This window comes from Streptomyces reniochalinae, from assembly GCF_003323735.1.
GTDB classification, from domain to species: domain Bacteria; phylum Actinomycetota; class Actinomycetes; order Streptomycetales; family Streptomycetaceae; genus Streptomyces; species Streptomyces reniochalinae.
Map to the genome: position 1 here is coordinate 157,881 of NZ_QOIM01000041.1, position 20,370 is coordinate 178,250.

The 20,370-nt window shown below is 72.7% G+C and carries 15 protein-coding genes and 1 pseudogene; 6 read left to right on the forward strand and 10 right to left on the reverse strand.

All coding sequences use genetic code 11. The features are described 5' to 3' along the window. Nucleotide 1 precedes the first annotated feature (1 nt). The 9 genes and pseudogenes from DQ392_RS24535 to DQ392_RS24570 all read right to left on the reverse strand — a co-directional run bounded on the left by DQ392_RS24535 (nt 2) and on the right by DQ392_RS24570 (nt 9,610). Nucleotides 2-1,771 (reverse strand): CoA transferase, encoded by a 1,770-nt coding sequence (locus DQ392_RS24535; protein ID WP_245981896.1) that lies wholly within the window; start codon nt 1,769-1,771, stop codon nt 2-4. 718 nt (nt 1,772-2,489) lie between these two features. After that, nucleotides 2,490-3,053, reverse strand: coding sequence for a DUF3291 domain-containing protein (locus tag DQ392_RS24540; RefSeq protein ID WP_114017871.1), 564 nt, complete (start codon nt 3,051-3,053; stop codon nt 2,490-2,492). A gap of 368 nt (nt 3,054-3,421) precedes the next feature. After that, the gene (locus DQ392_RS24545; RefSeq protein ID WP_245981899.1) at nt 3,422-4,522 is read right to left on the reverse strand and encodes an AMP-binding protein; all 1,101 of its coding nucleotides are present in this window, start codon (nt 4,520-4,522) and stop codon (nt 3,422-3,424) included. A gap of 218 nt (nt 4,523-4,740) precedes the next feature. Continuing rightward, nucleotides 4,741-5,010 (reverse strand): annotated as a pseudogene (locus DQ392_RS35415) (AMP-binding protein); the annotation flags it as partial. A 298-nt stretch (nt 5,011-5,308) separates the two neighbouring features. After that, nucleotides 5,309-6,178, reverse strand: a complete 870-nt coding sequence (locus DQ392_RS24550; protein ID WP_114017872.1) for an endo alpha-1,4 polygalactosaminidase — start codon at nt 6,176-6,178, stop codon at nt 5,309-5,311. A gap of 5 nt (nt 6,179-6,183) precedes the next feature. Further along, on the reverse strand, nt 6,184-6,999 hold the full coding sequence (locus DQ392_RS24555) for a DeoR/GlpR family DNA-binding transcription regulator (protein WP_114017873.1): 816 nt from the start codon (nt 6,997-6,999) through the stop codon (nt 6,184-6,186). Further along, on the reverse strand, nt 6,996-7,859 hold the full coding sequence (locus DQ392_RS24560; RefSeq protein WP_114017874.1) for a class II fructose-bisphosphate aldolase: 864 nt from the start codon (nt 7,857-7,859) through the stop codon (nt 6,996-6,998). The genes DQ392_RS24555 and DQ392_RS24560 overlap by 4 nt, the downstream gene beginning before the upstream one ends. Nucleotides 7,860-8,020: 161 nt before the next feature. Then, entirely contained in the window at nt 8,021-8,917 is an 897-nt protein-coding gene (locus tag DQ392_RS24565; RefSeq protein WP_114017875.1) for an SIS domain-containing protein, read from the reverse strand. 177 nt (nt 8,918-9,094) lie between these two features. Continuing rightward, complete coding sequence (locus DQ392_RS24570; protein ID WP_114017876.1) at nt 9,095-9,610, reverse strand: DUF1203 domain-containing protein; 516 nt, start codon at nt 9,608-9,610, stop codon at nt 9,095-9,097. A 178-nt stretch (nt 9,611-9,788) separates the two neighbouring features. Here DQ392_RS24570 and DQ392_RS24575 point away from each other — a divergent pair, with 178 nt between their 5' ends. The 4 genes from DQ392_RS24575 to DQ392_RS24590 all read left to right on the forward strand — a co-directional run bounded on the left by DQ392_RS24575 (nt 9,789) and on the right by DQ392_RS24590 (nt 15,779). Further along, complete coding sequence (locus DQ392_RS24575; RefSeq protein ID WP_114017877.1) at nt 9,789-11,102, forward strand: CaiB/BaiF CoA transferase family protein; 1,314 nt, start codon at nt 9,789-9,791, stop codon at nt 11,100-11,102. Further along, nucleotides 11,099-12,241, forward strand: a complete 1,143-nt coding sequence (locus DQ392_RS24580) for an acyl-CoA dehydrogenase family protein (RefSeq protein ID WP_114017878.1) — start codon at nt 11,099-11,101, stop codon at nt 12,239-12,241. The genes DQ392_RS24575 and DQ392_RS24580 overlap by 4 nt, the downstream gene beginning before the upstream one ends. Before the next feature lie 56 nt (nt 12,242-12,297). Continuing rightward, complete coding sequence (locus tag DQ392_RS24585) at nt 12,298-13,512, forward strand: acetyl-CoA C-acetyltransferase (protein WP_114017879.1); 1,215 nt, start codon at nt 12,298-12,300, stop codon at nt 13,510-13,512. 68 nt (nt 13,513-13,580) lie between these two features. Next, the gene (locus tag DQ392_RS24590; RefSeq protein WP_114017880.1) at nt 13,581-15,779 is read left to right on the forward strand and encodes a 3-hydroxyacyl-CoA dehydrogenase NAD-binding domain-containing protein; all 2,199 of its coding nucleotides are present in this window, start codon (nt 13,581-13,583) and stop codon (nt 15,777-15,779) included. Nucleotides 15,780-15,890: 111 nt separating this feature from the next. Here the strand turns inward: DQ392_RS24590 and DQ392_RS24595 are convergent, their stop codons facing one another. Continuing rightward, nucleotides 15,891-16,697 carry a MerR family transcriptional regulator gene (locus DQ392_RS24595; protein WP_114017881.1) on the reverse strand — a complete coding sequence of 269 codons (807 nt, stop codon included), beginning with the start codon at nt 16,695-16,697 and terminating at the stop codon, nt 15,891-15,893. A gap of 123 nt (nt 16,698-16,820) precedes the next feature. Here DQ392_RS24595 and DQ392_RS24600 point away from each other — a divergent pair, with 123 nt between their 5' ends. Further along, on the forward strand, nt 16,821-18,629 hold the full coding sequence (locus DQ392_RS24600; protein ID WP_114017882.1) for an AMP-dependent synthetase/ligase: 1,809 nt from the start codon (nt 16,821-16,823) through the stop codon (nt 18,627-18,629). 129 nt (nt 18,630-18,758) lie between these two features. Further along, the gene (locus tag DQ392_RS24605; protein WP_245981901.1) at nt 18,759-20,240 is read left to right on the forward strand and encodes an amino acid permease; all 1,482 of its coding nucleotides are present in this window, start codon (nt 18,759-18,761) and stop codon (nt 20,238-20,240) included. The last annotated feature ends 130 nt before the right edge of the window (nt 20,241-20,370 follow it).

The following is a 20,370-nucleotide window of genomic DNA, read 5'->3' on the forward strand; positions in this document are numbered from 1 at the left end:
CTCAGATCCACTCGATGGTGTCGCCGCCCACCAGACCCGGCACGCGCGCCCAGTCGCGGGGGCTGCACGCGGCATCCGGCGTACCGTCCGCCTCCCTGGGACCGCCCGCCCCCGTGGCCGCCCCGAAACCGACCGCGGGCAGCGCGTACCGCAGCCGGCCCAGCGGGCTGTCGGCCTCCGTCAGCCACGGCGCGTGGTCGAGCGGCGGCTCGGCGGCCGCCTGACCGTCACGCGCCGCCCGCCCCCCTCCGGTCGCGGCCCCGCCTGCGCCCTGCCCGGCGGCGTCCGGAAGAGGCGCCGCGGGCAGCTCGTGCAGCAGCCAGTGGGCGGTACGCGCCAGCGAGAGCCGTACCAGCCGTGAACCCGCCGTACCGGTGCGCTGCTCGGTGAGCGCCCTCAGCAGCCCGGCCGCCAGCAGATAGCCGGAGCCGTGGTCGAGCGCCTGCACGGGCAGCGCCCCGGGGACCAGATCAGGCGAACCGGCCTCCCCGCCCGCGCCCCGCGCCGCCTCCACGGCGGCGATGCCCGTCGCCGCCTGCACCAGGCTGTCGAAGCCCCGCCGACGCTGCCAGGGCCCCGCCTGGCCCCAGGCGCTGAGCTGGCCCACCACCAGGCCGGGGCGTCGGTCCATCAGCGACTCGGGCGCCAGCCCGAACCGGTCCAGCGCGCCGGGCCGGTACCCGGTGACGACCACGTGCGCCGACGCCAGCAACTCCTCGAACGTCGCCTGCCCCGCGCGGCTGGACAGGTCCAGCAGCGCGGAGCGCTTGCCCAGGCCCGTGTCCGCGTGCGTGCCGGGCAACTCGGGCCGCTCCGGCGCGTCGACGCGCAGCACGTCGGCGCCCAGCAGCGCCAGCGTGCGGGTCGCGACCGGGCCCGCGAGCACACGGGTGAGGTCCAAAACGCGCAGCCCCCGCAGCCCGCCAGCTCCCGGCGGGCCCTCCAGGGCCGGCGTCGGCGCCGTGTCCAGACCGCTCACCCCCACCAGCGGGGCGGCCGCGACCGCCTCCCGCTGCGGATGCGCCACCCACTCCTCGGGGGTGCGGACGGCCACCGCCAGACCGCCCTCCCGGAACACCACCTCCTCGACCTCCCGCGCCCGGCGGCTCGCCAGCTCGGTGGCCACCCGGCCCGCCGCGGCCTCGTCGTCGGCCGGGCCGTGGTCCGGCATGCCCAGCGCGGACAGCAGGCGGGCGCGGTGGTGCGGGTAGTTGGCGTGGGTGCGGACCCAGCCGTCAGCCGTACGCCAGAAGCGCGACAGCGGCGCGAACGCGGCCGGGCCGTGCCCGTCGATACGGACCAGCCGGTCGCTGTGGAAGGCCGTCGCCACCGCGCCGTCGTCGACCCGGACCGGCGGCAGCAGTGCGCTCCGCGCCCGTACGCAGGAGAACTCGGCCGCGGCCAGCGAGCAGGCGGCGACCGCAGCGGAGGCCAGTTCCCGCACGGGCAGCGCGGACGGGAGGACCCCGGGGCGGCGCTCGTACGAGACGCGCCCCAAAAGAGCGGGGTCACCGCCCAGCGCGGCCCACGCCTGAGCCGCCCCGGACGGGGTCCCGTCCCCTCGCCCCTCCACGGAGTCCCGCTCGGACGCAGGGTCCGAGACCCCGGAGGCCGCACCGGACACCCGGCCGGAGGCGCCGGCGGCGGACGCCGGTCCGCCCGGTTCGAACTCGGTGTCGAACGGTCCGGCGCTCGCGGAGCCGCGCGCGGAGAGGTCCCCCGGCGACGCGGGCTTCCCGGCCGCAGCAGAAAACTGATCCATGCGACGCATTTTCACACCCGGAGGCACGGAAGGCCGGGACGGCGGGGCGGTGAGGGGGCCCAGGTCGCCGGCCGCCGGTCGCCGCCCGGGCCCGGGCGGCGGGCCCGGAAGGAGAACTGCGGTGCAGCACACGGCGGCGGGTACCGGACCGCCCTCTCGGGGTGGCCACCCCGACAGGGCGGCCCGCGAGAGGGCCGCGGTCCTCGCGGACGACTACTCCGAGCGGGTGCCGCGCCGTGCCGTACGCCCTCGGGGTGCCCTCGGGCACGGCCCCGGCCGGACCGGTGCCGGGCGGCGGCCCTGGCCGGGCCGGGACGGGCGCGGCTGTGGGGTGGGGCGGCTGTGCGGCAGGGTGGCCTGGTGGCCTGGTGGCCGTATGAGGGCCCGGGCGAGACCCCGGCCCGTGCCCGGGGGCGGGCAAGCCATTGGCCGGGCTCGCTTCGCCGTGTGCCCCCGCCCGGAGAGGTGCCTGCCAGACGTGGCACGGCTCGGCTCCGCGGTAGCGCTTGCGGTAGCGGCCGCTACGGAGCTGTCGCGCTACCGCGCTGTGGCGCCACCGCGCTCCACCGCGCTATGGGGTCTGCTGTGCCGTGGTGCCTGCCGCGTCGGGGGTCTGCCGCGCCGTGGGGGCTGCGAGGTTCCGCTGACCCCGGAAGAGGACTCGGAGGTCGTGGCGCTGATCCCGCTGGAGGGCACCGACGCGGGGACGAGCTCGCACTGCTGCGCGTCATCGCACCGCAGCACGGTCGCTCTTCGGCCCGATGCCGTTGAGCTCGGTCCGAGTGCCGTCCGGGGCGAACGCGTGGTGGAAGGTGAAGGCGTGCGGCGCGGGACCGTGGTCGTGGAGGTGTTCCAGCCGGGAAACGCCGTCCTGCCAGGTGGGTGTCGCGCCCTTTGCAACCCACCAGAAGACGTGACCCGGGTGTTCCGTCCTCTCGAACCAGTCGTAACGCCTGTTCAGCGCCTCACGGTGCAGACCGGTGTAGACGGCGTCGAAGGCGGGGCGCAGGTCGGCCCAGAGCGAGAGGGTCGTGGCCAGCGCCGTGGTTTCCGCCGTACGGCCCTTGCCGTACCAGCCCGGTACGGCGAACTCTCCCCATGCGCCCCAGTCCGCCTCGAAGAACACGCCCTGGTCGCCGTCTGCCGCTTCAGCACGAGCGAGGTACCCGGGGTGCCGGCTCATGTTCCGGTAGACGGCCTCACCTATGTCGTAGAACTCGCGTGTGAGAGGTGCCGGATCGGCCAGAGGTGTCTTCAGGACGCCGAAGGTGTACAGCGCAAGATGGGACATGCGTTTCTCCCTGGTGGTGACGGTGCGGACCTGGTGGGACGGCGCGGAGGGGTGCGGAGGTGCGGGCGGTGCTCCGAGGGGAGCCGGATGGGTGGCTTACGCAGGGGGTGAGGAGTCGTGGGGCGTGGCCCCCTCACCCCGTCGCGGGCCGCTCACCCCGAAGGAACTCCCGTGCGACCGTGGGCGATCGTCGAGGACAGGGTGAAGGTAGCCGCCTGTGCGGGCCCTGTCGAAGTTGCGTTTTCCCTGCCCAAGTGGCCTCCTGCCGGCAGCGTGAAGGCCCCCGGGAAAACCATGGCGCCCACCACCGAGGTCCACGGCGCGGACCACTGAGCATGCCGCTCACCGCTCGCCGGTCTCGGCGACTCTCAGCGACGCGCCCGCCGCAGGACTCCCTTGGCGAGCTTTCCCGTGGGGGTACGAGGCAGGCGGTCGGTGAACTCCACCGAGCGGGGCACCTTGTACCCGGCGAGGTGCTCGCGCAGATACGCCAGCAACTCCTCTTCCAGCCCCGGGCCTTCCGAACCTCCCCGAACCTGAGAACCCTCCGGACGCGCGGGTGCCGTCGGCTCGGCTTCGACCACGGCGTGCACCGACTCGCCCATCTCAGCGTCCGGCACGCCGATCACCGCCACGTCGGCGACCTTGGGATGCAGAGCGAGACAGTCCTCGATCTCCCGCGGGTAGATGTTCACGCCGCCGGAGATGATCGTGAACGCCGCCCGGTCCGTGAGGAAGAGGTAACCGTCCTCGTCGACATGGCCGATGTCCCCCGTCGTCGTCCATGCCGGATGCAGCGGATGCCGGGCCTCGGCCGTGCGGTCCGGAGCGTTGTGGTAGGTGAACGGCAGCTCCTCGCGGGCGAAGTAGACGGTCCCCGTCGTTCCCGCCTCCACCTCCGTGCCGTCGTCCGCGCAGACCCTCACCTCACCCAGCAGCCCCGACCTGCCGACCGAGCCCGGCTTGCGCAGCCACTCCTCGGGGGTGATGACGGTCAGTCCGTTGCCCTCCGTCGCGGCGTAGTACTCGTACAGGACCGGGCCCCACCACTCCATCATGCGGCGCTTCACCTCGGCGGGGCACGGAGCGGCGGCGTGGATCGCCACCCGCAGCGACGACACGTCGTAGCGCGCCCGCTCCGCCTCGGGCAGCTTCAGCATGCGGACGAACATCGTCGGCACCCACTGGCCGTGAGTGACGCGGTACCGCTCGATCGCCTCCAGCGTCCCGGCGGCATCGAACGCGTCCATCAGCACCACCGTCCCGCCCGCCGCGGTGACCACCGCGCAGAACCGCAGCGGCGCCGCGTGGTAGAGCGGAGCGGGGGAGAGGTAGACGGTGTCGGTGTCGAAGCCGTACAGCTCGGAGAAGAGCACGGCCAGCGGATTGGGCGAGTCGGTGATGTCGTCACCCGACAGCGGCGGCCGAACCCCCTTGGGACGGCCCGTGGTTCCCGACGAGTAGAGCATGTCGGCACCCCGCGGCTGGCGTGCCGGCGGCTCGGACGAGGCCGCCGCCAGCGCTCGCTCGTAGTCGTCGTAGGCGGCCGCCTCGCCCGGCAGATCCTCCAGGGGGGACCGTACGCCAGCCGCTCCCGCACCTGCGGCGTGCGTGGCACCAGTTCGGCCGCCAGCCCGGGCAGGCCCGCCGAGACGATCATGACCCGTGCCCCGCAGTCCCGCACGATGTAGGCGGCCTCGTCAGCCGTCAGATGACTGTTGACAGCGGTGACGTAGAGGCCGGAGCGCAGCGCCGCCCAGTAGACCTCCAGGCAGTGCGGGTCGTTGTCGGACACCAGCGCGAGGTGATCGCCGGGTACCAGACCCGCCGCGCGCACGTGGTTCGCGAGCCGGAGGGAACGCTCCTCCAACTCCTGGTAGGTGACCACCCGGCCCGTGCGGGCGACGATGACGGCGGGCTTGTCGGGTTGTGCGGACGCGTGGACTCCCGGGTACATGGGCGGTGTCCCTCCAACGGTCCTGGCAGGGCATCAGCCCAGTGTCGCGCCGTGCCGCCCCCGGGTCACTACCGCCGACATCCCGCCGACACACCCTGCTCGGGGCCGCGCCCGCGCTGCGCCCGCTGACCGTGCCGGCTTTCGGCCCCTGCCGTGCTCGCCCCCGCACGCTGCCCGTGCCCGCAGGCGCAACGCTGCCCGTGCCCGCAGGCCCACTCCGCCCGAGCCGTGGAACGACCGCACCCTCCCGCCACGGGGGCGAGCGGCCCGTCCCCGCCAGGGGGGTGAGCGGCCCCCTTCAGCACCGCTCGGACACGTGGCCCTCCTGGCCCTCGGGCAGTACATCCAGGTCGCGGCGGACGATCGAGACCTGGTCGCCCCACGTACGGCACGCCGCCGCCAGCCCCTTGGCGCCGTACTCGACATCCAGCACCCGGTCGTCGTACGCCGCCGCGTACTGCTCGCACTCGTCGTACTGCCCGCACTCCTCCGTCACCGCGAAGTCGAAGCCCATCCGGGCGCGCCGCGGCAGCAGCTCCGCCGCGTTCTTCTGCCCCGCCGCCAGCCCGGACCGGTGCGCGCGCCGGGTCAGCAGCGCGGCGAACGCGGCGTTGTCGGCGTGGCCGAGCCGGCCGCCCGAGCGCTCGTAGGAGTCGAGGTTGTCCAGCTCGACCGCTTGGAAGCCGCTGTCCGCGCAGCCGTCGATCCACCGGCCGACGATGCGCGCCAGCGCCTCGCGCCGCTCGGACGTCGAGAGGTCGAACAGCGCCTCGTCCCACTCGCGGTCCAGCACCGGCTCGCCGCTCTCGGTGCGCAGAAGAAGGCGGGGATGGTGCTCCTGCCACCAGTCGAGCGCGTCGGGCTGCGCCTGGAAGGCGTTGACGTAACAGACGTTGTACTGCCCGGACTGTGGCCTGTCGCCCCGGTCCCGGGAGACGACGCGCACGCCGGCAGCGGGTCGGTAGCCGCCGCCGATCTGGTAGTCGAACCCGGCGCGGACCGGCGGCCGTCGCACCTCCTTGGCCGCCTCCCGCGTGCCCTCGCCGCGGGGCGCCGCGCCCCGCGCGTCGGAGCAACCGGCGAGGGCCACGGCCGTGAGAACGGCGGCGAGAGCGACCGCCGCCGGCCGCCGGCTCCGCCGGGCGGTGGAAGGGAGCGTGGTACGCATTTCGGCTACCTGCCCCCGTCCTCGTCGGGGTCGGGCTCCGCCAGCACCGTCGGCAGACCCTGCTCCTCGAACTTCCGGCGCATCGGCCCGGGAAGACCGCTGTCGGTGAGGAACGTGTCGAAGAGCTCAGGCCCGCCGATCCGGGCGAAGCACCGGACACCGGCCTTGGAGGAGTCCGTCACCACGACGGCCCGCTCGGCATGCCGGGCCATCAGCCCGTTGATCCGGCCCTCCGCCTCGTCGTGCACGGTGGCGCCCGTCCTGGGATCCATGCCGTTGGCCCCGATGAAGGCGATGTCCACGGTGATCTCACCGAGCATCAACTCGCTGTAGGGGCCGGTCAGCTCGAAGGTGCGGGAATGTGCCACCCCACCCGTCAGCACCGTCTTGACCTGGGGCCTGACCGCCAGCTCGTAGGCGATGTTCAGCGCGTTCGTCACGATCGTCAGATGCGGCTGCGGACTTGGCTCGGCCAGGTCGGCGCGCGTCACCAGGGCGCGGGCGATCTCCGTCGTCGTCGTACCCCCGCTGAGGCCCACCACGCTGCCGCGCTCCACCATCGCGGCCGCCGCCCTGGCCAGCGACTGCTTCGCCCCCACGTGGTGCCCGCGCTTGTAGCGGATGGGCAGGTCGTAGGTCACCGCGCTGAGGACCGCACCACCCCGGGTGCGGGTGAGCAGCTGCTGCTCGGCGAGCGCGTCCATGTCGCGCCGCGTCGTGGCCGCGGAGACCTCCAGAGCCGTGGCGGCCTCCTCGACCTCCATGCTGCCGCGCTCACCGAGCAGCTCCAGCAGAGCGTTCATCCGCTCATGGCGCTTCACCTGACGTCTTCTCCTTCCCCCGCCCCTCCGCCCCCCAGCACATGGAGCAGGCGCGCCGCCTCGCTCCGGACCGCGTCCCGCGCCGGGGCAACGTACTTGCGCGAGTCGATGAGCGCGGGATCGGCCTCCAGTACCTTACGCACCCCCCGGGTGAAGACCGACACGAGATGCGTCGAAATGTTGATCTTGGTCATCCCCGCGGCGACGGCCGCGCGCAGTTCCTCGTCAGGAACCCCCGAGGACCCGTGCAGCACCAGCGGGACCGGCAGCTTCTCCCGCAGCCTCCCGATCAGCTCCAGGTCCAGCTTCGCCGTGCGCTCCCGCATCGCGTGCGAAGAGCCGACCGCGACCGCCAGGGCATCCACCCCCGTGGCCGCCACGAACGCCAGCGCCTCCTCGGGGTCGGTCCGCACGCCCGGCGCGTGCACCCCGTCCTTGCCGCCCACCTCGCCCAGCTCCGCCTCCACGAACACGTCACGGTCGTGGCACCACGCCGTCAGCCGCGCCGTCGTCTCGACGTTCCGCGCGTACGGCAGCGTGGAGGCGTCGATCATCACGGAGCCGACGCCCGCCGCGACGCCCTGGTGGACCAGCTCCGCGTCGGTGATGTGGTCCAGGTGCACCGAGACGTTCGTCCGCGCGGCCTCCGCCAGCGCGAGCGTGGCCCGGGTGATCGGCAGCAGGCTGCCGTGGTACCGGACGCAGTTCTCGCTGATCTGGAGGATCAGCGGTATACCGGTGGTGTCGGCGGCGGCGACCAGCGCTTCCGCCGTCTCCAGGTGGATGACGTTGAAGGCGGCGGCACCGGTGCCCGCCGCGCGGGCGTCGGCGAGGATCGAGCCGGTGGAGACGAGGGGCATCGGGGGACTCCTTGGGCGGGTGGGACGGGCTGGGGGGGGAGAGAGACGCGGAGTGGGCGAGGCCCGGAGCGGGGTGCGGCCCTCGGGCGGGACAGGCTCCGAGTGGGAGAGGCCCGGAGCGTGGTGAGGCCCCGGGCGGAAGAGGTGCTCTCCGGCCCGGCTCAGCCGTCCAGCATCACCGAGCGCGTCAGGCTCCGCGGGTTGTCCGGGTCGAGCCCCCGGGCGCGCGCCCGCTCCAGCGCGACGCGGTGCACCAGGACCAGATCGGCCAGCGGGTCACGGCTGCCGTGGTGCACGAACCGGGCGCCCGTCGCCGTGACGTCACCCTCCAGCCCCTCGGGTGCCTGGCCGAAGAGCCAGGTGACCCGCCCGGGCGCGGCGATGGCTATCGGCCCGTGCCGGTACTCCATGGCGGGGTAGGACTCCGTCCAGCTCTGGGACGCCTCCCGCATCTTGAGCGCCGCCTCGTTGGCCAGCCCGAACGTCCAGCCCGTGCCGAGGAAGCTGAACTGCTCGGCGTCCAGCCACTCCTGCTCCAGCGGCGCGGTCAGTGCCGCCTCCGCGTCGCCGACCGCGCCGCCCAGGTCCTCACCCAGGTGGGCACGGAGCAGAGCGAGGGCCGAGGTGGCGAACCGCGTCTGCACCACGGACTTCTCGTCGGCGAACGGGAGCGTGACCGTCGCGTCCGAGAGGGAGGTGGCGGGGGTGTCCTCGTCTCCCAGCACCGTCACGGTGGGGGTGGCGCCGCGCAGCTCCTCCAGCACCCGCAGCACCTCGGTCGTGGTACCGGAACGGGTGATGGCGACCACCGCGTCGTAACCGCGCGCCTTGCCGAGGAAGGCCTCCGAAGCGGCGAAGGCGTCCGTCACGCCCTGCCCGGAGCCCTCCCGCAGGGCTGCGTACGCCTGGGCCATGAACCAGGATGTGCCGCAGCCGACGACGGCCACGCGCGCACCCGCCGCGGGCAGCGGGTTGTCCCCGGCGCCGATCCGCGCCGCGGCCCGCCACGTCTCCGGCTGGCTGCGCAGCTCCTGCTCCATGTACGACGTCTCGCCCATGCGCGAGCACCCCCTCCTGGGACCGGACCCTTGCAGGCCCTTTGCGTGAAGATGCATGAAACAACTGACTTTCACGCAACTTTACGCAAAGAGCGCTGCGCTGTCCATCCCACGCGCGAGTGAACGCCGCCCCGTCGCCCCGTCGCCCGTAGGTGAGGGGGCGACGACCGTCCGGACTCACCGCATCGCCGACCGCCGTGTCTCGACGTGGAAGCAGCCGTACTCGACGGCGCGTACATGGACCGCCGCCACGAGGGGATCGGCGTACAGCCGGGTCAGGGATTCCTCGATGGCGGGGGCGTCCTCTCGTCCCTCTTCCACCAGGAGGCCGCCCAGGATGCGGCCTTCGGTGGAGTAGGCGCGCAGTGCCCTGCGGGCGCCCCGCATGGCGTCGGGGTACGCGCCGTTCGGGCTGGCCGTCCAGCCGCCGCAGTCCGTCGGGTGGATGAAGACCGGGCCCACCTCGTCGTAGGGGCCGGGGTCCGCGCCGGTCTCGCGGGCCCAGCGGCGCAGTGGCGCGTAGGAGACGAGGGCGAGCGTCTCCTCCGGTTCGCTCCGCCGCAGGCAGCACCGGAGAGGGGTGCCGCCTTCGGTGTCGGTCACGGCGCGGGGCGGGGCGCCGGCGTCGTCACGCATCCGCAGTTCCGCGAGGGTTCCGGGAGCGAGGGCAAGGATCGTGTAGTGCGTCGTCATAAAGCGAGCCTGCCTCCGCGGGGCCGCCCCCTGCCGGCGTCATCCGGACGTGGCGTTCGCCGCGCGTCAGGCCCGTGGGGGCGCGTGGCGAACCTGTGGGGCGAGGGCTTGTGGAATGGGAACGGTGTCCATAGCATCCTTGGTGTTACATCAGTTGTGTCACAGTGCTGGGGGCTCGATGGCGGCAGCGCGAGAAGCGGCGGAGCGCGAACCGGTCCGTGGCCCGCTGAGCGGGGTGCGCGTGGTGGAGCTGGCCGGGATCGGGCCAGGGCCTTTCGCCGCGATGACGCTCGCCGACCTGGGGGCCGACGTCGTCCGTGTCGACCGTCCCGGTGGCGGCTCGCTGGCCATCCCGGCGCAGTACGACGTCACGAACCGCAACAAGAGGTCCGTCCTGCTCGACCTCAAGGACGAGGAGGGCCGTGAGACCGCCCTCGCGCTGACCGACCGGGCGGACGTGCTGATCGAGGGGTTCCGCCCCGGAGTGGCCGAACGGCTCGGCGTCGGCCCGGACGACTGCCTCGCCCGCAACCCGCGCCTGGTGTACGCCAGGATGACCGGCTGGGGGCAGGAAGGTCCGCTCGCGGAGCGCGCCGGGCACGACATCGGCTACATCGCCGTCACCGGCGCCCTCGGTATGACGGGGCCCGCCGAGGGCCCGCCCGTCGCCCCGGCCAATCTGCTGGGCGACTACGCGGGCGGCTCCCTCTACCTCGTCATCGGCATCCTGTCCGCCCTGCACCACGCGCGCGGGCCGCGCGGTGAGGGGCAGGTCGTGGACGCGGCCATCGTGGACGGCACCAGCCACCTGACCGCGATGATCCAGGGGATGCTCGCCGCGGGCGGCTGGCAGGACCGCCGGGCGGCCAACCTGCTGGACGGCGGCTGCCCGTTCTACGGCACCTACGCGACGTCCGACGGCGGCTTCATGGCCGTGGGCGCGCTGGAGCCGCGGTTCTACGCGCGGTTCGCCGGACTCCTCGGCATCGCCGACGAGGCGCCGCCCCGCGAGGACCTGGCGGCCTGGGGGGAGTTGCGCGAGCTGATCGCCGCCCGGTTCGCCTCCCGTACGCGCGCGGAGTGGACCGAGGTCTTCCAGGGCTCCGACGCCTGTGTGGCCCCGGTGCTCTCCCTCACCGAGGCGCCCGCCCATCCGCATCTGGCGGCTCGCGGTACCTATCTGGAGCACGACGGCATCACCCAGCCCGCCCCGGCCCCCCGGTTCTCCGCGACACCCACGGGCGTGTACGCGGGTCCGGCCAGGCCCGGCGCGCACACCGCCCAGGTCGCCCACGACTGGGATGTCCCCTCCCTGGCCCCCTCGGCCGCATCCGCCGCCTGTGCCCCCTCCGCCGGAGACGCCCGGCCGACGTCCGGCACCTCCGAAGTGCCGGGCGACGCGCCCCGGGCTCAGGGCGGCCCGTCCGAGGCCCTGGCCGACACGCAGGACGCCCCGGCCGACCCGTTCGAAGGAGAGCACCCCACGTCATGAAGCGCCAGATCTTCACCGAGGACCACGAGGCGTTCCGGCGGACCGTCCGCACCTTCCTGGCCAAGGAGGTCGAGCCGCACTACGCCCGGTGGGAGCAGGACGGCGTCGTCTCGCGCGAGGTGTGGCGGGCGGCCGGACGGCAGGGGCTGCTGGGCCCTGCCGTGCCCGAGGAGTACGGCGGCGGGGGAGAGGCCGATTTCCGCTACGCGGCGGTGCTGGCCGAGGAGTTCACCCGCGCGGGCGCGCCAGGTCTGGCCATCGGGCTGCACAACGACATCGTCGGCCCCTACCTCACCTCGCTGGCCACCGACGAGCAGAAGCGGCGCTGGCTGCCGGGCTTCTGCTCGGGCGAGATCATCACCGCCCTCGCCATGACGGAGCCCGGCGCGGGCTCCGATCTGCAGGGCATACGCACCGCGGCCGAGGACAAGGGCGACCACTGGCTGCTGAACGGATCCAAGACGTTCATCTCCAACGGGATCCTGGCCGACCTCGTGGTCGTCGCGGCCAGGACGACGCCGGAGGGCGGCGCGCACGGGCTGAGCCTGCTGGTGGTCGAGCGCGGGATGGACGGTTTCGCACGGGGCCGCAACCTCGACAAGATCGGTCAGAAGGCGCAGGACACGGCCGAGCTGTTCTTCACCGACGTGCGCGTTCCCAAGGAGAACCTGCTGGGGGAGCTCAACGGCGCCTTCGTCCATCTGATGACCAACCTCGCCCAGGAGCGCATGGCGATCGCCGTGGCGGGGATCGCCGCGGCCGAGCACCTGTTGGAGATCACCACCGCGTACGTCAAGGAGCGCACCGCGTTCGGCCGTCCGCTCGGCAAGCTCCAGCACGTCCGTTTCGAGATCGCCGAGCTGGCCACCGAGTGCGCCGTCACCCGTGCGTTCCTCGACCGCTGCATCGAGGACCACGCCAAGGGCGAGCTGGACGCGGTGCACGCCTCCATGGCGAAGTGGTGGGCGACCGAGTTGCAGAAGCGGGCGGCGGACCGCTGTCTGCAACTGCACGGCGGATACGGATACATGAACGAGTATCCGGTCGCCAAGGCGTTCACGGACGGCCGCATCCAGACCATCTACGGCGGGACCACCGAGATCATGAAGGAGATCATCGGCAGGTCGCTGCTCAGCTGACGACGGCCACCGGCTCCCCACCGCCTGATCCCGTACTCCCACGAAAGGCACCCCTCGTGAGCTCAGAAGCGTACGTGTACGAGGCCCTCCGCACCCCGCGCGGGCGCGGCAAGGCCAACGGAGCCCTGCACGGCACCAAGCCCGTGGACCTGGTCGTCGGTCTCATCGACGAGCTGCGCCGCCGGATGCCGGATCTGGACCCGCAGGCCATCGACGACATCGTGCTCGGCGTCGTCGGCCCCGTCGGCGACCAGGGCTCGGACATCGCCAAGATCGCCGCGCTGGCCGCCGGGCTGCCGGACACGGTCGCGGGCGTCCAGGAGAACCGCTTCTGCGCCTCGGGCCTGGAGGCGGTCAACATGGCCGCGGCCAAGGTCCGCTCGGGCTGGGAGGACCTGGTGCTGGCGGGCGGTGTGGAGTCCATGTCCCGGGTGCCGATGGCCAGCGACGGCGGCGCCTGGTTCAACGACCCGATGACCAACTGGGACACCGGCTTCGTGCCCCAGGGCATCGGCGCCGACCTCATCGCCACCGTCGAGGGCTTCAGCCGCCGCGATGTGGACGAGTACGCGGCCCGCTCCCAGGAACTGGCCGCCCACGCCTGGAAGGACGGCCGCTTTCAGCGCTCCGTCGTGCCCGTGCGCGACCGCAACGGGCTGACCGTCCTCGACCACGACGAGCACATCCGCCCCGGCACCACGGCCGACACGCTCGCCGGCCTCAAGCCGTCGTTCGCGGCGATCGGCGACATGGGCGGCTTCGACGCCGTCGCGTTGCAGAAGTACCACTGGGTCGAGAGGATCGACCACGTGCACCACGCGGGCAACTCCTCGGGCATCGTGGACGGTTCCGCGCTGGTCGCGATCGGCAACGAGGAGGTCGGCAAGCGGTACGGGCTCCGCCCGCGCGCCCGGATCGTCTCGGTGGCCGTCTCCGGAGCCGACCCGACGATCATGCTGACCGGCCCGGCGCCGGCCTGCCGCAAGGCCCTCGCCAAGGCAGGGCTGACGGCGGACGACATCGCCGTCGCGGAGATGAACGAGGCGTTCGCCGCCGTCGTCCTGCGGTTCCAGCGGGACCTGGGGATCCCGCTGGAGAAGATCAACGTCAACGGCGGAGCCATCGCGATGGGCCACCCGCTGGGCGCCACAGGGGCGATGCTGCTCGGCACCTGCGTGGACGAGCTGGAGCGGACCGACCAGCGGTACGGGCTGGTCACGCTGTGCGTGGGGGGTGGCATGGGGGTCGCCACCGTCGTCGAGCGGCTGTAGTCGCGCGCCCCGCCGGGCACGCGCGCTCCCTCACCCGACCCCACCGGCTCGCACCTTGGAGACCATCCATGTCTGAAACCACCGCATCGACCATCCGCTGGGACCAGGACGGCGACGGCGTCGTCACGCTGACCTTCGACGACCCCGACCAGTCGGCCAATACCATGAACGCCGCCTTCCAGGCGTCGCTGACCGCGACCGCCGACCGGCTGGAGGCCGAACGCGAGAGCGTACGGGGCGTCATCATGACCTCCGCGAAGAAGACGTTCTTCGCCGGCGGCGACCTGCGCCTGCTCATCCAGGCGCGGCCAGAGAACGCCCAGGAGGTCTTCGACAACGGCATGCGCATCAAGCGCGACCTGCGCCGTATCGAGACCCTCGGCGTGCCCGTCGTGGCCGCCGTCAACGGGGCCGCGCTCGGCGGCGGCCTGGAGATCGCGCTCGCCTGCCACCACCGGGTGGCGCTCGACGCGCAGGGCTCCAAGATCGGCTGCCCCGAGGCCACGCTGGGCCTGCTGCCTGCGGGCGGCGGCGTCACCCGTACGGTGCGGCTGCTCGGCGTCACGGACGCGCTGCTGAACGTGCTGCTGCAAGGCCAGCAGTACCACCCGGGCAAGGCCAAGGAGGTCGGGCTCGTCCACGAGGTCGTGCAGACGCGCGAGGAGATGCTGGCCGCGGCGCGCGCCTTCATCGAGGCCAACCCCGAGGCGCGGCAGCCCTGGGACGAGAAGGGCTACCGGATCCCCGGCGGGACGCCCGCGCACCCGAAGTTCGCCGAGAACCTGCCCGCCTTCCCCGCCAACCTCAAGAAGCAGACCGGCGGCGCCCCCTACCCGGCGCAGCGCAACATCATGGCGGCGGCCGTCGAGGGCTCCCAGGTGGACTTCGAGACCGCCCAGGTGATCGAGGCGCGCTACTTCGTGGAGCTGGCCTGCGGGCAGATCTCCACCAACATGATCCAGGCGTTCTTCTTCGACCTCCAGGCCGTCAACGCGGGCCGCAGCAGGCCGGACGGCGTCCAGGAGCGGAAGGTGGAGAAGGTCGCCGTACTCGGCGCCGGCATGATGGGAGCCGGCATCGCCTATTCGTGCGCCAAGGCGGGCATCGAGGTGGTCCTCAAGGACGTCTCGCGGGAGGCGGCCGACAAGGGCAAGGCCCACTCGGCGGCACTGCTGGACAAGGCGCTCAAGCGGGGCAGGACCACCGAGGCCAAGCGCGACGCGCTGCTGGGCCGCATCACGCCCACCGCCGACCCGCAGGACGTGGCGGGCTGCGACGCGGTGATCGAGGCGGTGTTCGAGGACCCGGCGCTCAAGCACAAGGTGTTCCAGGAGATCCAGGACATCGTCGCACCCGAAGCGCTGCTGTGCTCCAACACCTCCACCCTGCCCATCACCGGCCTGGCCGAAGGTGTCGAGCGGCAGCGGGACTTCATCGGACTGCACTTCTTCTCGCCCGTCGACAAGATGCCGCTCGTCGAGATCATCAAGGGCCGCCGGACCGGCGACGAGGCGCTGGCCCGCGCCTTCGACCTCGTACAGCAGATCCGCAAGACCCCGATCGTCGTGGGCGACTCGCGCGGCTTCTTCACCTCCCGCGTCATCGGGCACTTCATCAACGAGGGCGTCGCGCTGCTCGCCGAAGGCGTCGATCCGGCCACCGTGGAGCAGGCCGCCGCGCAGGCCGGCTACCCGGCCAAGGTGCTCTCCTTGATGGACGAGCTCACCCTGACGCTGCCGCGCAAGATCCGCGACGAGACGCGCCAGGCCCTGCGCGCCGAGGGCAAGGACCTGCCCGCGCACCCGGCGGACGCCGTACTGGACCGCATGGTCGACGAGTTCGGCCGCACCGGGCGCAGCGGCGGCGCCGGGTTCTACGACTACGACGAGAGCGGCAAGCGCGTCGGGCTCTGGCCGGGGCTGCGCGAGCACTTCGGGAAGGGCGGCGCGAGCTCCCGCGCAGGCGGCGCCGACATCCCCTTCGCCGACATGCAGGAGCGGATGCTCTTCGCCGAGGCGCTGGACAGCGTACGGCTCTTCGAGGAGGGCGTGCTCACCACGGTCGCCGACGCCAACATCGGCTCCATCATGGGCATCGGCTTCCCCGCCTGGACGGGCGGCGTCATCCAGTACATCAACGGCTACGAGGGCGGCCCCGCGGGGTTCGTCGCCCGTGCCCGCGAGTTGGGCGCACGCTACGGGGAGCGGTTCGCGGTGCCCGCGCTGCTGGAGGAGAAGGCGGCGAAGGGCGAGACCTTCACCGACTGACGGCCGCCACGGCCCCGGGCCGGTCCGCCGGACCGCCCGGGCCGGTCCGTCAGGCGCGCGGGCCCCGTACCGATCACGCCGCGGGGCAGCCGGACAGCGCCCGCCCGCGCGTCACCGCGGCGCGGGGCCGCGGCCCGGAGCCGCGGGCTCGGGCTCCGCGTCCGGCTGCGGGGCGCTCTCCTGCGGGAACGCCTCCCGCAACTCCTCCTTCATCGAGCGCTGGAAGGTGGTCACCAGGGCCTGCACCACCATCGGCTGCATGTGCGCGGACAGCGACTTCATCCGCTCCAGCCGCTCCGGATCCGACTCCTGCTCCCGGTAGGGGTCCCACACCTCCCTCTTGAACAGGCGGCTCAGCTCACGCGCCGCCGAACGGGTGTGCTCCAGCATCACCTCGCGGGCGGCCAGGATCGCCTCCTGGGAGATCGGCACGTCCAGCAGCCGCACCCCGAGCTGGAGCATCGCCGGATCGACCCGGAAGACGTCGGGGTCGTCGGTGCCGGCGAGCACGCTCATCGCCTCCAGCCGGTCCAGGTCGTCGTCCGTCAGCTCCCGTCCGACGCGCGACTGAAGCTGGCCGCGTGTCGTCTCGTCCACCGTATCGGGTGTCCAGGAGGCGACCACGGCCCGGTGGATGGCCAGGTCGTGTGCGCTGATGTCGTCCGGGAGCCGCTGGAGGTAGCGCTCGATGGCGGCCAGCGTCATGCCCTGGTTCTGCAGCTCCTCTATGAGCGCCAGCCGGGAGAGGTGTTCGGGCCCATACCTGCCGACGCGGCGGGGACCGATCGTGGGCGGTGGCAGCAGGCCGCGCGTGCTGTAGAAACGGATGGTGCGAACGGTCACCCCCGCGCGGGCCGCGAGCTGGTCGACGGTGAGCTGGTCGGTGAGCGCCTCCGTCGTCCCGTCCTGTCGCTCCATGTGCCGCGCCTTCCTCACCGCCGCGTCAGCGGCGTGCCGTCCGTACCGATCACGTTCAACAGTATTGCTGTCGCACCACTCGTGTGAAACCTTCGCAGGCGTCTTTCGGCTTCCGGAGGTGCCATGACCACGCTCCTGCGACTCCCCGGCGACACCCCCTCCGCACTGACCCTCTGCGACCTGCTGCTGCGCGACGTGGAGGACCACGGCGACCTCCCCGCCCTGTCCTGGTACGCCGACGACGGCACGCGCACCACCCTGACCTGGGCCCAGGCCCGCCACCGGATCGCCGAGGTGGCCGCCGGGCTCACCGCGCTGGGCGTCGCCCCCGGCGACCACGTGCTGCTCATGATGGGCAACCGGCCCGAGCACTGGCTCACCGACCTCGCCCTCGTCCACCTGGGCGCCGTCCCCGTCTCCGTGTACCAGACGGCCGCGCCCGAGCAGATCGCCCACATCGTGCGCCACTCACGGGCACGGCTCGCCGTCATCGGCGGAGCCGGTGAGCGGGAGCGCTGGGAGCGGCTGCCGGCCTGCCCGGGCCTCCGGCGGCTCGTGGTGGCCGACGAGGACGCTGTGGGCCCGCACACCGCGTGGGACACGCTGCCGCGCCCCTACGATCCTTCCGTCTTCGAGGAGACCTGGCGCCGGGTGCGCTCCCGGGATCCGGTGACCGTCGTCTACACCTCGGGCACCACGGGCGACCCCAAGGGCGTGGTGATCAGCCACCGCAACGTCGTCCTCAACGCCCTCGCGCTCGATCAGGTGGCCGAACTGCCCGACCACGCCGACCACCTGTGCTACCTGCCCTTCGCCCACATCGCCGAGCGGATGCTGGGCATCTACCTGCCCGTCTTCCGCGCCTCACACGTCCACCTGTGCGCGGACCCGGCGCTGCTGGCCCCGCTGGCCCGCAGGCTGCACCCCGCCGAGCTCTTCGGCGTACCCAGGATCTGGGAGAAGCTCGCCGCCTCGCTGCGCGCCGGGGTGGAGGCACTGGGGCCGGAGCGGCGCGCCGCCGTCGCGGCCGCCGGTGAGGTGGCGCGCGCCCACGTGCGCTGCCGGGAGCGCGGGCAGCCGCCCGAGCCCGAGCTGGCGGCGGCCTACGCGAAGGCCAGGGGCGAGGTGATCGAGCCGCTGCTGGCCCGGGCGGGCTTCGAGTCGCTGGTGTGGACGGCCAGCGCCTCGGCGCCGATGCCGCCGGACGTGCTCGACTTCTGGGCGGGCTTCGGCATCGCGATCATGGACGCGTGGGGGCTGACGGAGACGACCGGAGCGCTCACCCTCAACGGGCCCCGGGCCTTCAGGATCGGCTCCGTCGGCCGGCCCCTGGAAGGCACTGAGGTCCGTACGGCCGCGGACGGCGAGATCGAGGTGCGCGGCACCACCGTCTTCGAGGGCTACCTGCGCCCCGACGGCTCCGTCGAGCCCGCCACCGACGCGGACGGCTGGTTCGCCACCGGCGACATCGGCCGCGTCGACGACGACGGCTTCCTGTGGCTGACCGACCGCAAGAAGGACATGATCGTCACCTCCTCGGGCAAGAACGTCTCGCCCGCGCTGGTGGAGAACGCGCTCAAGGAGCACCCCCTCGTCGGGCAGGCCCTGGTGTACGGGGACGGCCGCTCCTACCTGGTGGCGCTGCTGGTGCTGGACGCCGAGGCGGCCGGCGCCTGGGCGGCCCGCCACGGCATCGACGCCACCGGCGGCGCCCTCAGCGGGCATCCGGCCGTACGCGCCGAGGCCGAGCGGGCCGTCGCCGCCGCCAACGCGCGGCTCAACCGCACGGAACAGGTAAAGCGCTTCCGCCTCCTGGACGGCGAGTGGAGCCCCGAGACGGGCGAGCTGACCCCCTCGCTCAAACTCCGCCGCCGCGTGATCACGGACGCCTACCGGCGCGAGATCGACGCGCTCTATGGAGATCACGTGTGAGATGTTCCCCGGTGTGACCTGCATCACCGCATAGTTGCCCTATGCAGGGAAAGGTGACGCCTTGGTCCGCAGCCGTGATCGCGGCGGCCGGCCCGGCAACGCCCGAACCTCAAGTGAGTTGGAACGATCGTGAGCAACGACGTCGTCCAGGACGCCATCCCGCCGCGACCCGGCGGGGGTGACCGGGCCGGAGCGCAGACCCCCCACGGACCGGCACAGGACGCCGGTGACACCGGCTACAGCAAAGACCTCAAGGCGCGCCACATCAACATGATCGCCATCGGCGGGGCGATCGGCACCGGTCTCTTCCTGGGCGCGGGCGGCCGCCTCGCCTCCGCAGGGCCCGCCCTGGCGATCGCCTACGCGGTCTGCGGCCTCTTCGCCTTCTTCGTCGTCAAGGCGCTCGGCGAGATGGTGCTGCACCGCCCCTCCTCGGGCTCCTTCGTCTCCTACTCGCGCGAGTTCCTGGGAGAGAAGGGCGCCTACGTCGCCGGCTGGATGTACTTCCTCAACTGGTCGACCACCGGCATCGCGGACATCACCGCCATCGCCCTCTACACGCACTACTGGAGCTTCTTCACCGACATCCCGCAGTGGGTGCTCGCGCTGATCGCCCTCGCCGTGGTGCTCGCCGTCAACATGATCTCCGTGAAGATCTTCGGTGAGCTGGAGTTCTGGTTCGCGGTGATCAAGGTGGCGGCCCTGGTGGTCTTCATGGGCATCGGCATCGTCTTGCTGGCCACCCAGCACGAGGTCGGCGGCACCACCCCGGGGCTCAGCCAGATCACCGACCACGGCGGCATCTTCCCCAACGGCCTGATGCCCGTCGTCATCGTCATGCAGGGCGTCGTCTTCGCCTACTCCTGCGTCGAGCTGGTCGGCGTGACCGCGGGCGAGACCGCCGAGCCGCACAAGGTCGTCCCCAAGGCCGTGAACGCGATCATGTGGCGCGTCGGCTTCTTCTACGTCGGCTCCGTGCTGCTGCTCGCGCTGCTGCTGCCCTGGGACCAGTTCGCCGACGGGGAGAGCCCGTTCGTGACCGTGCTGTCCAAGCTCGGGGTGCCCGGCGCCGGCGACGTGATGAACCTCGTCGTCCTGACCGCCGCCATGTCCAGCCTCAACTCCGGGCTCTACTCCACCGGGCGCATCCTGCGCTCCATGGCCATGTCGGGGTCCGCGCCCAAGTTCACCGCCCGGATGAACCGCAGCCAGGTGCCCTACGGCGGCATCCTGCTGACCTCCGCCGTGTGCGTCGTCGGCGTCGGGCTCAACTACGTGGTGCCCGGCAAGGCGTTCGAGATCGTGCTGAACATCGCCGCGCTCGGCATCATCAGCACCTGGTGCACCATCATGCTGTGCCACTGGGTGTTCGTACGGCGCGCCAAGGCCGGGCTGATCGAGCGCCCGTCCTTCCGGCTGCCCTTCTCGCCCGTCACCGAGTGGGTCACGATCGCCTTCCTGGTCGGCGTCGTCGTGCTGATGTGGAAGGACCCCGACGTGGGCCGGCGCACCGTGATGCTCGTGCCGGTGATCGCCGCCGCGCTGGTCGCGGGGTGGTTCGGCGTGCGCGGACGGGTGCGGGCCGCCGCGGCCGAGCGCGAGGTGAAGTAGCACGGGGCCTCCCGGACGGGCCGCGCACAGCCTGCCCGGGAGGTCACCCGCGCGCCTCCAGGCCCCGGCGGGAACCTCAGAGCCAGGGCCAGGAGGTTGTCGGCCATGATCTGGTCCCGCAGGCCCGGCA

What these genes read in the sequence shown, in the direction of transcription:
- DQ392_RS24535 (WP_245981896.1), bottom strand. Translation starts at nt 1,771, where the DNA reads ATGCGTCGCATGGATCAGTTTTCTGCTGCGGCCGGGAAGCCCGCGTCG.
- DQ392_RS24540 (WP_114017871.1), bottom strand. Translation starts at nt 3,053, where the DNA reads ATGTCCCATCTTGCGCTGTACACCTTCGGCGTCCTGAAGACACCTCTG.
- DQ392_RS24545 (WP_245981899.1), bottom strand. Translation starts at nt 4,522, where the DNA reads ATGCTCTACTCGTCGGGAACCACGGGCCGTCCCAAGGGGGTTCGGCCG.
- DQ392_RS24550 (WP_114017872.1), bottom strand. Translation starts at nt 6,178, where the DNA reads ATGCGTACCACGCTCCCTTCCACCGCCCGGCGGAGCCGGCGGCCGGCG.
- DQ392_RS24560 (WP_114017874.1), bottom strand. Translation starts at nt 7,859, where the DNA reads ATGCCCCTCGTCTCCACCGGCTCGATCCTCGCCGACGCCCGCGCGGCG.
- DQ392_RS24565 (WP_114017875.1), bottom strand. Translation starts at nt 8,917, where the DNA reads ATGGGCGAGACGTCGTACATGGAGCAGGAGCTGCGCAGCCAGCCGGAG.
- DQ392_RS24570 (WP_114017876.1), bottom strand. Translation starts at nt 9,610, where the DNA reads ATGACGACGCACTACACGATCCTTGCCCTCGCTCCCGGAACCCTCGCG.
- DQ392_RS24575 (WP_114017877.1), top strand. Translation starts at nt 9,789, where the DNA reads ATGGCGGCAGCGCGAGAAGCGGCGGAGCGCGAACCGGTCCGTGGCCCG.
- DQ392_RS24580 (WP_114017878.1), top strand. Translation starts at nt 11,099, where the DNA reads ATGAAGCGCCAGATCTTCACCGAGGACCACGAGGCGTTCCGGCGGACC.
- DQ392_RS24590 (WP_114017880.1), top strand. Translation starts at nt 13,581, where the DNA reads ATGTCTGAAACCACCGCATCGACCATCCGCTGGGACCAGGACGGCGAC.
- DQ392_RS24595 (WP_114017881.1), bottom strand. Translation starts at nt 16,697, where the DNA reads ATGGAGCGACAGGACGGGACGACGGAGGCGCTCACCGACCAGCTCACC.
- DQ392_RS24600 (WP_114017882.1), top strand. Translation starts at nt 16,821, where the DNA reads ATGACCACGCTCCTGCGACTCCCCGGCGACACCCCCTCCGCACTGACC.